The 13,655-nt window shown below is 36.9% G+C and carries 11 protein-coding genes, 1 pseudogene and 1 riboswitch; of the genes and pseudogenes, 9 read left to right on the top strand and 3 right to left on the bottom strand.

What is annotated here, in order from left to right; translation table 11 throughout:
* Positions 1-43 precede the first annotated feature (43 nt).
* The 8 genes from J2S08_RS02795 (at position 44) to J2S08_RS02760 (ending at position 8,607) form a co-directional block, all read left to right on the top strand.
* Positions 44-1,033 (top strand): lipoate--protein ligase, encoded by a 990-nt coding sequence (locus tag J2S08_RS02795; RefSeq protein ID WP_307226449.1) that lies wholly within the window; start codon positions 44-46, stop codon positions 1,031-1,033.
* Between the two features lie 416 nt (positions 1,034-1,449).
* A riboswitch (SAM riboswitch) is annotated at positions 1,450-1,568 on the top strand.
* A gap of 293 nt (positions 1,569-1,861) precedes the next feature.
* Entirely contained in the window at positions 1,862-2,884 is a 1,023-nt protein-coding gene (locus J2S08_RS02790; RefSeq protein WP_307226447.1) for a methionine ABC transporter ATP-binding protein, read from the top strand.
* Positions 2,874-3,536, top strand: a complete 663-nt coding sequence (locus tag J2S08_RS02785) for a methionine ABC transporter permease (protein ID WP_307226445.1) — start codon at positions 2,874-2,876, stop codon at positions 3,534-3,536. The genes J2S08_RS02790 and J2S08_RS02785 overlap by 11 nt, the downstream gene beginning before the upstream one ends.
* 142 nt (positions 3,537-3,678) lie before the next feature.
* A complete protein-coding gene (locus J2S08_RS02780) occupies positions 3,679-4,515 on the top strand; it encodes a MetQ/NlpA family ABC transporter substrate-binding protein (protein WP_307226443.1) in 837 nt (278 codons plus the stop codon).
* A gap of 16 nt (positions 4,516-4,531) precedes the next feature.
* Positions 4,532-5,731, top strand: a complete 1,200-nt coding sequence (locus tag J2S08_RS02775) for a M20 family metallopeptidase (protein WP_307226441.1) — start codon at positions 4,532-4,534, stop codon at positions 5,729-5,731.
* Between the two features lie 414 nt (positions 5,732-6,145).
* Positions 6,146-7,417 (top strand): APC family permease, encoded by a 1,272-nt coding sequence (locus J2S08_RS02770; RefSeq protein WP_307226439.1) that lies wholly within the window; start codon positions 6,146-6,148, stop codon positions 7,415-7,417.
* Positions 7,410-7,982, top strand: a complete 573-nt coding sequence (locus tag J2S08_RS02765) for a bifunctional transcriptional activator/DNA repair enzyme AdaA (protein WP_307226437.1) — start codon at positions 7,410-7,412, stop codon at positions 7,980-7,982. Before J2S08_RS02770 ends, J2S08_RS02765 begins: the two co-directional genes overlap by 8 nt.
* 58 nt (positions 7,983-8,040) lie before the next feature.
* Positions 8,041-8,607, top strand: coding sequence for a methylated-DNA--[protein]-cysteine S-methyltransferase (locus tag J2S08_RS02760; RefSeq protein WP_307226434.1), 567 nt, complete (start codon positions 8,041-8,043; stop codon positions 8,605-8,607).
* 17 nt (positions 8,608-8,624) lie between these two features.
* Here the strand turns inward: J2S08_RS02760 and J2S08_RS02755 are convergent, their stop codons facing one another.
* Positions 8,625-9,857 carry an MFS transporter gene (locus J2S08_RS02755; RefSeq protein WP_307226432.1) on the bottom strand — a complete coding sequence of 411 codons (1,233 nt, stop codon included), beginning with the start codon at positions 9,855-9,857 and terminating at the stop codon, positions 8,625-8,627.
* 178 nt (positions 9,858-10,035) lie between these two features.
* On the opposite strand from J2S08_RS02755, the gene J2S08_RS02750 reads away from it, so the two are divergent.
* On the top strand, positions 10,036-11,826 hold the full coding sequence (locus J2S08_RS02750; RefSeq protein WP_307226430.1) for an ABC transporter substrate-binding protein: 1,791 nt from the start codon (positions 10,036-10,038) through the stop codon (positions 11,824-11,826).
* 196 nt (positions 11,827-12,022) lie between these two features.
* Here the strand turns inward: J2S08_RS02750 and J2S08_RS02745 are convergent, their stop codons facing one another.
* Positions 12,023-12,256, bottom strand: a complete 234-nt coding sequence (locus J2S08_RS02745) for a hypothetical protein (protein ID WP_307226429.1) — start codon at positions 12,254-12,256, stop codon at positions 12,023-12,025.
* Positions 12,249-13,250, bottom strand: a pseudogene (locus J2S08_RS02740) (MFS transporter). The gene J2S08_RS02745 and the pseudogene J2S08_RS02740 overlap by 8 nt, the downstream one beginning before the upstream one ends.
* Positions 13,251-13,655: the final 405 nt, after the last annotated feature.

Genomic DNA, 13,655 nt, shown 5'->3' with positions numbered 1-13,655 from the left:
TTCATGCTATGATAGAGAAGAACAACAATAAGGAGGAAGCACCATGTTATTTATTGATAATAAAGGAATAACCGATCCGCGCATTAATCTAGCAATTGAAGAATATGCGTTAAAAAACTTAGATATTAACGAAACCTATTTGCTTTTCTATATTAATGAGCCATCTATTATTATTGGGAAAAATCAAAACACAATTGAAGAAATAAATACTGACTATGTTGAAAAAAATGGCATTAAGGTTGTGCGCCGTTTATCCGGCGGTGGTGCAGTCTACCACGATTTAGGGAATTTAAACTTTAGTTTTATTACGAAGGATGACGGAGAAAGCTTTCATAATTTCAGGAAGTTTACGGAGCCTGTTGTACAAGCATTAGCAAAGCTAGGCGTCGAAGCCGAGCTTAGCGGTCGAAATGACATTTTAGCTGGGGGCCGAAAAATTTCAGGAAATGCTCAGTTTGCAACGCGTGGACGAATGTTTAGCCATGGGACGCTTATGTTCGATTCTGAAATTGATCATGTTGTATCTGCTCTTCGTGTAAGAAAAGATAAGATTGAATCAAAAGGTATTAAATCAATTCGCAGCCGTGTAGCAAATATTTCTGAGTTCATGAAAGAAAAGATGACAACGGACGCATTCCGTTCGGTGCTATTACGCACTATCTTTGAAGGAAAAGACGAGATTCCAGAATACCATTTAACAGAAAGTGATTGGGAAAAGATTCATCAGCTATCAAAAGAACGCTATCAAAATTGGGACTGGAATTATGGCAAATCACCGAAATGCAATGTTCAGCATTCTCATCGTTTTCCTATCGGTTCAATCGATATTCGTTTAGATGTCAATAAAGGAAAAATAGAACAATGTAAAATTTATGGTGATTTCTTTGGCGTTGGTGATGTTAGTGATATAGAAAAGCGGCTTATCGGAATTCGCTATGAACGCTCTGATATAGATGAGGCTTTAAAAGATATAGATGCTAAGCACTATTTTGGAAATATTACACTTGAAGAGGTTATTAATTTAATTTACTAACCGGTTCTTTTTCAGTGAAGGTAAAAACACCACTGAAAATTTATTTTTTTCTAAATAGTGCATTCCTTGTTGTAGAATTCCATTGCTTTGTTACTGCCTATAGTATTGCAAGCAAATGAACTTTGCCCATACGATGATGCTGCTTTATATGAGAGATAATGCCTTGCTGATTTTCTTATTAGCAGCATCGATTTTCCTACAATTATGATGTTTTTTGCTTTTTCTTATGCGCCATGAACTGAAGGAATCTTATTATTGTGAATAATCTACGGATAACATTTTGTTTACTGACATGAAAACTATATTGCCTCTTCGGGTAATTTTTTGTGTTTTCAATCTTTTAGAACGAATGATATTTAGTGTTGACTTCTATCTTTTACTCTATTATAATCAGTTCAACAGTTAAATACTTTTATTCCTTATCCAGAGAGGTGGAGGGACTGGCCCTATGAAACCTCGGCAACGGGTTTGTTTAACAAATACCGTGCCAATTCCTGCAGGTTGCATGTACATGATGTGATCTGATCGATAAGAAGCGCTTTATACATATAAACCTCCTTCTTATCTTGTTCAATCGGATAAGAAGAGAGGTTTTTTGCTGTTTTTAGCAAGTTTATTTTACAGGCGTTGTTTTCCATCTTACCTTGTGGAATTTCTATTTATTTGTTGATTTAATTAAATCTATGTAGCAGAAAAGGAGAGAAAAATGGCTTCAAACTCAAATGAGACATCAGGTCATCAGATGTCTATAAGACTAAAAACAGGAGGATATGCAAATTGCTGTTCAGATGGAAATTTTGCCTGTAAATAAAGAAGGAGGAGCTAGAGGTGATTAAGTTTGAAGGAGTTAGCAAATTATTTCAAACGAAAGATAACGAAGTTCAAGCCGTAGCTGATGTTGACTTATCGATAAAAAAAAGTGAGATTTTTGGTGTGATAGGTTTTAGCGGTGCAGGCAAAAGCACATTATTAAGATTAGTAAATCTACTGGAAGTTCCTACTTCGGGGAAAGTGATTGTAAATAATCAAGACGTTCGTTCTTTAAAACCGAAAGAACTTCGTAAAATGCGGCAAGGAATCGGGATGATTTTTCAAAACTTTAATTTATTTCATTCTAGAAATGTGTATGGAAATATTGCATATCCGTTAAAACTCGCAAAACTACCGAAAGACCAAATCGATTTGCGTGTAAGAGAATTGCTTCATTTTGTTGGCTTAGAAGATAAAGCTGATCACTATCCAGAGCAGCTTTCTGGCGGCCAGAAACAGAGAGTTGGCATTGCTCGGGCGCTTGCTAATTCTCCAAATATTTTAATCTGTGATGAGGCAACCTCTGCACTTGATCCAGAGACGACTGAAGAGATATTAAACCTCTTAAAAAAAATAAATGAAGAATATCAGGTAACGATTTTATTAATTACGCATGAAATGCAAGTCATTCGCAAAATCTGTGACCGTGTTGCAGTGATGGAAAATGGAAAGGTAATAGAGGTTGGGAGTATTTATGATATTTTTACAAATCCAAAAAAGCAAACGACGAAGAATTTTATTCGTTCTGTGTTAGATGAAAAAATTCCTAAAAATATACTAACACGATTAAGTGCCGACAATGCCAATATATATCGATTTATCTTTTCCGGTGACGCAACAAAACAGCCGCTGCTGTCAAAAGTTGCGAAAAAACACCAAGTAGACGTGAATATCTTATATGGAAATATTACTGAATTGCAGGGAACACTTTTTGGTAATTTAATAGTGGAATTAAAAGGGAGTGACCAAGAAATTAAAAATGTATTAACATACTTAGAACAATATGTACAGATAAAGGAAGTGACGCCAGATGAAGGTTGATTGGAATACATTTTGGCCGCGAGTAGTCGAGGCAAGCGGCGATACGATCATCATGGTTATTTTTACACTTATTTTTGCAACATTGATCGGTCTTCCACTTGGTTTGCTGCTTTTCGCAACACGAAAGGGCAACATTCTTGAAAATAAATATATATTTACCAGTATTAATATTCTTATTAATATCATTCGTCCGATCCCATTTATTATCTTTTTAGTTGCGATTAGCCCACTAACGAGAGCTGTGGTAGGTACGATCATCGGAACATCGGCGGCAATTTTTCCAATGACAATCGCTGCATCGTTTGTTATTGCACGTGTTGTAGAAAATAATCTTGTCTCCATTGATCCAGGCGTAATTGAAGCTGCAAAAGCGATGGGGGCTAGTCCGCTGCAGATTATCTTTGGTGTGCTTATTCCGGAAGCGCTTGGTCCGCTTATTCTAGGGATTACGTTTGTAACGGTTGCTTTAATAGATTTCTCGGCAATGGCTGGAACAGTAGGGGGCGGTGGCTTAGGACATTTAGCAATGACTTACGGCTATCAGCGCTTTGATACTTCTGTCATGATTGTAACAGTCATTATTTTAATCATTCTCGTTCAAATTGCTCAGTACACGGGAAATTTTTTAGCAAAAATATTTTTGCGCCGTTAATAATAAAAGGAATTCATCAGGTATGGCCACAAGAGTTAGGACAGATTCGGGTCTACAATACACTATTTCTTGTAGCATGGGATAAGTATTCATTCATATTGACGGAATCTTCACTTTATTTTAGAGAAAAGAGGATCTAAAAATGAAAAAAACGTTATTATTAATACTAACTACTGTATTTATTTTGCTCTTGCTCGGAGCTTGCAGCAAGGGAAAAGGTGAAAAAGTTAAGATAGGTGTAACAGGTTCGGATGGACAATATTGGGATATTATTAAAGAAAAAGCTGCAAACGAAGGAATTGAAATCGAATTAGTTGAGTTTTCTGATTACACCATCCCTAATAAAGCACTTGCAGATGGAGAAATTGATTTAAATGCCTTTCAACATATCGCGTTTTTAAATGAATTTAAGAAAGAGCATCATTTAGATATTACACCGCTTGGCACGACACAAATAGCACCAATGGGCATGTACTCTGAAAAATTTACATCACCAGATGACATTCCAGATGGAGCAGAAATTGCGATACCTGATGATCCAACTAACCAAGCAAGAGCCTTAAAGCTGTTAGAGTCAGCAGGCTTAATAGAACTAAAAGCCGATTTTGAAATTTTAGGAGATATGAGTGGCATTGCAAACAATCCAAAGCAAATTAAAATCACTCCAATTGTTGCCCAACAAACACCAAGAGTATTGCCTGATGTGGCAGCTTCTATCATTAACAATGGAGTTGCTGGCCAAGCTGGTTTTATTCCGACAGAGGATGCGATTTATTTAGAAGATCCAAATACAGATGCTGTGAAACCATATATTAATATTATCGCAGTCCGTACAGAAGACGTTGATAATGAAACATACAAAAAAATTATCGATATTTATCATGAAGATGAAGTTGTGGAAGCAATTAAAAAAGATACGAACGGCGGGAGCATTGTCGTCAATATACCAATGAAAGAATTAAAAAACATCATTAAATAAAGGGAGAGTTATCACAATGACAGCAAATGTAGAAAGGCAGCGCCAACGGATTATACACCATATTGATCAAAACAAGCATCTTTATTTACAAGCAAGCCACGACATTCATTGTAATCCGGAAATTGGAAACGAAGAGTTTTTTGCTGCAAAAACTCTAACATTGCTATTAGAGGAAGCTGGCTTTGATGTGACGAGAAATGTTGCTGGACACGAAACAGGTTTTATTGCACGAAAATCATCCGCAAAGCAAGGGCCAAAGATTTCATTTTTAGCAGAGTATGATGCTTTGCCTGGATTAGGACATGCATGCGGCCATAATATTATTGGAACGACAAGCACAGCAGCAGGGATTTCATTAGCTCAAATAATTGAAGAGACAGGGGGAGAAATAATCGTCTATGGCACACCAGCCGAAGAAGGAGGGCCAAATGGCAGTGCCAAAGCTAGTTTTGTTAAAAAGGGGTTATTTGATGAAGTTGATGTTGCTTTGATGATTCATCCAAGCGGCCGAACACAATTAAGTGGTCCAAGCCTAGCTGTTGATCCGCTCGATTTTCATTTTTATGGAAGAGCTGCCCATGCATCTGGTTCACCCGAAAATGGGATTAACGCACTTGATGGTGTGATCCTTCTTTATAATGGAATTAACGCATTAAGACAACAATTGCCAACAGATGTCCGTATTCATGGAATTATTACACACGGCGGCGATGCACCTAACATTATTCCAGCATATGCTTCGGCTCGCTTCTATATACGGGCAAAAACTTGGAATCGTGCAGAAGAGGTTGCGGCTAAAGTCCGTCATATTGCTGAAGGCGCTGCATTGGCAACTGGCAGTACTGTTAAAGTGGAAAGATTTCAAAACGAAGTATACGATTTTATCGTCAACAAAACATTAGATGAAATAATCGGTAAAGAACTAACACTACAAGGGGAAACAGTCATACGAGAAACGAAAACTGCTCTTGGTTCTACAGATGCGGGAAATGTAAGTCATGTTATTCCAACTGCACATCCGCATATTAAAATTGGACCTGATGATCTAATTGGCCATACAAATGAATTTCGCGAAGCGGCAGGTTCTACACAAGGCGACCACGCTTTGCTAGTTGGTGCAAAAGCTCTTGCATTAGCTGCACATCGTCTACTTATAGATGATGAACTTCTTCAAAACGTAAAATCTGAATTTGAGCAGGCAAAAATAAATGTTTGATTACTGTTCTGTTTATAAATGGATAGATATAGCTTATTAAGTAGTACGCCTGCTTATAAATCGGAGTTTCAGCTTATAAAATTAGCGAATTAGCTTATAAATCGGCTTATAAAAGTAGCACTTCGGTTTATAACGCAGTGCCGAGATTTTCAGAACTGGGTTAAATTGAGTATTCTCGAATATTGAGTTTTTATCCGTTACAATATGATCTATCGGCTGCATAACATATTTGATGGAGATTCTAGCTAGAATCTCCTCATCTCTGTTTTCGCAGCTTTTTTATTTATATTATAGAAGTCTTAAACCTACCTGCAACCCAAGTTTAGATAGCTACGATTATGAAAAAATTAGAAAGCAAAAATCCAGAAGATTTCATGGAATACGTGTGATAAATTTAAATAGGGAGGTGGGAAAATGAATAAAACAATAGGGTTGACACAAGGAGTTGCATTATATGTAGCTGCGATTCTTGGTTCAGGGATATTATTTTTATCTGGTGTAACAGCGACAATGGCGGGGCCTGCCTCTATCGTTTCTTGGTTTGTCGTTGTCGCAATGAATATACCAATCGCTTATACTTTCGCAAAATTATCACAAAAATTTCCTGATGCTGGCGGGGCTGCCACCTTTGTTAGAAAGGCTTTCGGCGATCATATGGGCAACTTGACTGGATGGTTTTATTTTGTTTGCGCATCAGTAGGCCAGACGATTGTATCATTAACTGGGGCTTATTATTTAGGAAGCGCCCTAGGTTTTTCAGAAAAGGGCATCGCTATCATCGCATTATGTATCTTGTTTATAGCTGGATTTCTTAACTATTTTGGTTTAACAATTAGTGGCAAAGCTGCTTTTGTTTTAAGTTTTTGTTTATTAACTTTATTGGTGTTTACAATAATAGCATCAATCCCAAAACTACATGCAGCATCTTTTGTACCGTTTGCTCCACATGGATGGATGCCAGTCGGGTCAGCAGTAATGGTGATATTTTGGTCTTTTTTTGGCTGGGAAGCTATTTGTAACCTAGCTGGACAATTTAAAAATCCAGAAAAAGATATTGTAAAGAGCACAATGATTAGTGTGTTGATCATCGGAGGTGTTTTTTTCAGTTTAAGCTTGGTGACAATTGGTACAAATACATACGGCGATGAGAAAAGCACCCTATCTCCCATTAGTGTTATCATGGAAGATACACTAGGTATTGGTGCTAAACTAATAACTGCTATTTTGGCTTTTATTATCTGTACAGGCACTTCAAATGCGTTTGTGGCAAGTTTAAGTCAGCTAGGGTATTCTCTTAGTAGAGATGGAGCTTTTCCAGTTAGTCTAGCAAAATTAACTCCTCGAAATCAGGTGCCTACAAGAATGATTATTTTTACTGTAGGATTTGCAATGTCGGGCGTCCTCTTCACTTCTGTTTTTCATTTTACATTTCAAGATATATTGTTTATCCCAACTTCTTTAGGCATTCTTGTATATGTTGTTTCTATGGGAGCTGGCATGAAGCTGTTTAAAAAAAGAAGCAGACCTTGGATTACTTCGTTAATATCCTTTATATTATGTTTGTTCGTTATACCGTTTTTTAAGCTATATGTGTTTGTACCGTTCATTGTAACAATAATTTATATAAGTTATATGTCAATAAAAAAATGTATAAATAAAAGGGGGAAGGTGAGTATGGATGGATGAGAAAATGCCTTTGACGAAAGATTGCATGTGGAAAGCAGTTATCTCCTGTAATCCTTTATACGATGGTCTTTTCTTCTATGGCGTTAAAACAACAGGCATTTTTTGTCGGCCATCTTGCAAATCGAAATCACCGTCTATTAACAATATTCTCTACTTTGCAAATATCGATGAAGCAATAAAGGCAGGGCTTAGACCTTGTAAAAGATGCCGTCCAGACTTGGCGATCAAAAGGTATAATCCTTATTTAGAAAATGTTCGACAGATTAAAGACATGATCCAAAACCATTATGATCAGCATTTAACTCTAGAAAAAATAGCGTCTAAAGTGAATGTAAGTCCTTATCATTTAAATCGAATGTTTAAAAATGAAACAGGAGAGACACCAAGAAGTTATCTAGAAAAGGTAAGAATTTCAAATGCGAAAAAAATGTTAATTTCTTCTTCTCACACCATTGCTGAAACAGCCCACCAGGTAGGATTTTTGAATTTATCCAGTTTCTATAAAGCCTTTAAAAAGCACGAGGGTACAACTCCAGGCAATTTTAAAATAAAACAGAAAGGCTAACTGTGCCTATTGTAAAAACAATTTAACAAGTTTTTCTATGGAAGGAGATTTATTATTAGTGGAAGAAAAGAAAACAGTATATTGGACACATTTTGTATATGACGATTGGAAGATGTTATTAGCAGCTACAGAAAAAGGGCTTTGTTATATAGGGTCGCCAAACGATCCTGTTCATGTTTTGGAGAATTGGATTCAAAAAAACATTCCCAACTATCGACTAATAGAAAGTGAACTTGAAATGGATATGTATAGCAAGCAGCTAAAAGAGTATTTTTCAGGTACACGCACTAACTTTACGATGCCGCTTATGCTCGAGCATGCAACACCATTTCGCCAAACTGTCTGGAGTGTACTTCAGAAGATACCTTTTGGCAAAACGGTAACATATACGGAGATTGCAGCTCTGATTCAGCGGCCGCAGGCTATCCGCGCAGTAGGGAAAGCGATCGGAGCGAACCCACTTTTAATTGTAATTCCATGTCATCGTGTGATAGGAAAAGATGGGGGATTAAGAGGCTATCGGGCTGGATTGAAAATGAAAAAAGCATTGCTGGAAATAGAGGCTTCACATAAAGCTGTTAGTAGAAGGCGTTTAGTAGAAAAATCAATAGGAGATTCTAGGTAGAACCTCCTATAGGATCACTATTCAATTTGAACAATCTCATGCTTGCGAAGTTTCACAAACATGATGATGGCAAATATGAACGAGATCATGAATAAGCCTCTGACTGAAAAAAATTCTGCCCAAATTCCCGATAAAAAAAATCCTAACGGTGAAGCTAGTTTCATAAGCATAGAGGATGTTCCAGCAACACGGCCGAGCAGATGATTGGGTGTAAATTCTTGTCTAATTGTAAAATAAACGATATTTAACATCATCGTTCCAATCATACGAATAAATAAAGAGATTCCTACCATCCACCATGAGGAAGCAACAACGAGTACAATAAGACCAGTGATGTCAAAAAGGAAACATGATACAAAGATTTTTCCTCTGGGAAAGTGTTTTCGCAAGTAAGGAATAAGGAGGGATCCAACTAATCCGCCGACGGCACTCATGCTGAGCATGAAGCCGATTTGCTTTTCGTTGGCTCCTAAATAATCAGCGGCAAAAAAAATAAGGACACCTAATACTAAGCTGGAAAAAAAATTAAGCATTAAGATAACAATTGTAGGGACAAGCAGTGTTTTGTTTCCAAAAAGCTCAATAAGCCCTTCTTTCATCTCTTGAATGATAGTAGTATCTTTGCTTGTCTTTTTTTCGATCGGCGGCAAATAAAGAAATCTGATTAAAAAAAGTAAAAAAAATAAACAGAAAAAATAAATTGTAAAGCTGATTTTGTATGAATAAGCTGCAATCAACATACCTGCAATGCCGGGGCCAATTAAGCTTAAAAGCGTTTGCGTAAAGGAAAACTTAGCGTTTGCGTCTGTAAGCTGTTCCTTTTTCACAACTAAAGGAACAATCGCATGCTGTGCATTGCCAAACGTATAGCCTGCTGCTGATAAAATAAATCCTAATAGAAACAAGTGCCAGATGACAAGCTGCTCACTATGCAGTAAAAACAAAAGTCCTCCAATCGCACATAATTGAATTAGGGTCATACCACTCATCACATTTTTTCGATCTGCGCGGTCTACTAGAACACCAGCCAGCATCCCCAATATAATATTTGGCAGGAATTCAATGGCTCTCATCGTGCTCATCGCAAGAGCTGATTTTGACATATCATATATGAGCAGTGGAATGGCGACAATATACATTTGCAGCCCAATTGTGCCAATTGCTGAAGCGAGCCATAAATACAAAAAATTACTATTCGTCCAGAGTGTCTTTTTTTTCGTATTGAGCTTACCCTGATATTTGATTTCCATCCCATTTTTCCCCCTTTTTTAGTACATCCCTTTATTTATGTTACTATTGATAACAAGAGATAAAAAGTGTTAGGAAACTTGCCCTTTCATATCACCTTTTAGAGTGCTCATTAAAAAATTTGCTCAATGTCACGTATCATGCAACCCTTTGTGAAAACGTACTTTTAGGAGAGTAAAAATGAAGCTTCAAGAACATTATGAACGACTTTTTAAAATAGTCTTTTCAAAGCGAACAAATGTAGCAAAAGAGATGACAATTAAAGAATTGGCTGCTATTTTTACTTGTACAGAGCGGCATACGAAATTTTTAATCAGAAAAATGCAGGAACAAAAATGGATTCAGTGGAAGCCGCAGAGCGGTAGGGGAAAACGATCGTGTTTGACATGTCTTAAAAATGCGGAAATGCTATTACTGGAACAAGTACAAATAGACTTTCAAGAGGGGAAAGTGAATGAGGGATTGCAGAAACTTTCTGAGGCAAACCCAATGGCAAGGATAGAATGGGAACGCGTCATGCGTCCTTTTCTAGGTTCTCAAGTTGTAACGGAAAACGATGTGAATGTCGATATTTTAAGATACCCTTTTTATCAAGCCATCCGGAATCTTGATCCCGTTTATCATCTTTCTAGACATGAAGGTCATATGATAGATCATATCTTCGATACCTTGGTAAAGAAGGATGAGATAAAAGGGGAAGTTGTTCCGCATCTTGCTCATTTTTGGGAAGAAAGAGATAGAAAGGTATGGACATTTTATTTAAGAAAAGGGATTTTCTTTCATCATGGGAGAGAGATGGAGGCACAGGACATAGTTAACACGTTTAAACGATTGCTTACCATTGGCGAACCTTATGTGAATGTATTTTTTCGAGACATGATTCAGTCTGTACAAGCAATCGATCCATTGACGGTCCAATTTATTTTATCAGAAAAAAATGAACTTTTCTTAGAACAGCTTACGATGTTAAGAACGGCTATTATCCCATTAGAATGGGTCGACGATAGAAGGAACTTTGCGAAAAAGCCAATTGGAACTGGCCCTTTTCGGTTAAAAGAGCACCATGAGCGAATGATGGCGCTAGAAGCAAATCATGATTACTTTCAAGGCCGTCCTTTTTTAGATAGGATCGAAATCATTACGCTCAAGGAATTATGCCCAAAACGTGATGATACTAGTTATATTTATTGGTCTGGAAACGAAGAGAACGAGCAATGGAAACGATTGCAAAAACCGGAAATGGGTGCGAGCTACCTTTCTTTTAATTTCAATAAAAAAGGTCCTCACAATCATTATTTGTTTCGAAAAGCACTGTTATATGTTCATGACCTTCAAGCGATGTGCCATGAGTTGGGGAACGAAAGTTATTGTCCGGCATCGGGTTTTATTTCCAATCCTAAAGGCGAGCACGAAAAAAACGTTATCGATATGAAACAAGCAAAACAAGCGTTATCAGCTTCTCCATACAAGGGAGAACCATTTATTTTAGCTTGTACTGAAATTCGTAAAAATGCTAATTTTGCAAGGGAAATCATATGGTTACAGAAACAATGGAAAAAGATTGGGATAGATGTCAAAATAAAAGTTGTGCCAGTAGAGGAACTAGTAAAGCCTGACGTCTTAAGTGAAATCGATGCCGTTGTATCTGGTATGTTAATTACAAATGCCCCTCTTTCTTCCCTCGTTCATATTTTGCAAGGTCAATACTTTTTTATTGATAACATGGTTGGTCCTCAATGGAGAAAACAGATAAAGAGTGTGGTAACAGCTATTAAAAAAGAAAAAAATCCTGCAAAGCAATGGCAATATATTGATGAAATTGAAAAAGAATTAAAAAATGATCTTCGTTTACTTTTTCTGTATCACCGTGTCTATCAAGTGAGCGTGCAGTATGAAAGCCCGTTGCAAGGAGTAGAACTTAGTAGCTTTGGAAGGGTGGACTATAAAAAGCTCTGGTTTCAGCATCGTTGATGTTGTTAAGAAGGCTGAAAACTGATGAATGGAGAATGTCATCTTGATCTCGTTCATAATGATATAAACCGAATGCATGTAGTTTATTATTTAGATAAAGATGTGGACTAAGAAGGAATTAATTTGAAGTTTCGTTTTCATTGGTATAAAAATAGAAAATAATAGGAGATTCTAGGCAGAAACTCCTATTAGGATACTATTCAATTTGAACAATCTCATGCTTGCGGAGCTTCAAAAACATGATCGTGATAGAGATCAGTGAAATAACAAACAAACCTCTTATAGGCAGCCATTCTGCCCATAACCCCGACAAAAGCATTCCTAATGGTAAAGATAGTTTCATAAACGTAGAGGCTGTTCCAGAAACGCGGCCGAGCAAATGATTTGGGGTAAATTCTTGGCGAATCGTAAAACTAATGACATTAAGCATCGTAACGCCAATCAACCTGATAAAAAGTGCGATTCCTGATCCACCAAGAGGAAGCAAAAATCATCATTGTGAGACTGACGATGTCAAATAGCAAACATGCAATAAATATCTTTCCTCTTGCGAAACGTTTTCGCAAGTGGGGAATGAGGAGCGATCCAACTAAGCCGCCGACTGCGCTCATACTGAGCATGAAGCCAATTTGCTTTTCGTTGGCACCTAATTGATCAGCTACAAAAAAGATGAGCACACCTAATAATAAACTAGCAAAGAAATTTATGAGTGTAATGACGATAGTAGGGATGAGCAATATTTTGTTGCCAATAAGTGTTGCAAGTCCTTCTTCTTCTAGAATAGACGAGCGGTCTTTTTCTACTTTTTTTTCAACTTGCCGTAAGCGAATCATTCTCACTAAAAAAAGCAGCAGAAATAAACAGACAAAATAGATGGAAAAGCTGATTTTATAAGAATAAGCAGCGATCAACATTCCTGCAATACCGGGACCAATTAAACCGAGGAGCGTGTAAATAAAGGAAATTTTGGCGTTTGCAGCTGTAAGCTGCTCCTTTGCAACGATTAAAGGTATAATGGTTTCTTGTGCATTGCTAAATGCCTAGCCCGCTGCTGATAAAATAAACCCTAACAAAAATAAATGCCAAACGACTAACTGCTCATGATGAAATAAAAATAACAGCCCTCCAACTGCACATAATTGGATAAACGTCATCAAATTCATGACATTTTTACGATCAGCTCTATCTACCAGCACTCCAGCTAGCATTCCTATTACAACACTGGGTAGAAATTCAATTGCTCTCATCGTACTCATTGTGAGCGCAGATTTTGTCATATCATAGATAAGCAATGGAATTGCAACTATGTACATTTGCAGCCCGATTGTGCCAATTGCGAATGCAATCCATAGATACAAAAAATTTTTATTTTTCCATAGTGTGTTTTTTTTCGTGTCTAGCTTCGTTTCGTATTTAATTTCCATTTTATTTCCCTCCTCATTTTCAACATATCCATATGACAAAAACCGCTTCTATCCACTTACAGAAGAATAGTAGATATCTAGAAGTAGAGGCTATATGTTTACGTTTTCAAAATTACGATTAAAAGATAGTTTACGGTTAGTCCTTTGCAATGGATAATATTTTTCCACAAAAAGGGTTTTATTCCTCTAATAATGAAATGAGTAAATAAATTCCTAATGAGACCCTTTATCTCTTATACGACAAGAAGTTTGTTTAACCTGCAAAAATGGTAAAATTCGGCCATTATTGAAAAATATAATTGGAAAGAACAAGAAGGATGAGTTTCTTCAGGGAACATAGTATTTAAAAAGGAGAATGTTGAATTGCCAGATTTACAATGAACCTATCGAACATTTGATGTAGAT

The organism is Bacillus chungangensis (assembly GCF_030812995.1).
Lineage (GTDB): Bacteria > Bacillota > Bacilli > Bacillales > Bacillaceae_C > Bacillus_CF > Bacillus_CF chungangensis.
The sequence above is the reverse complement of the archived record's forward strand: the minus strand, read 5'-3'. Positions and strand labels throughout refer to the sequence as shown.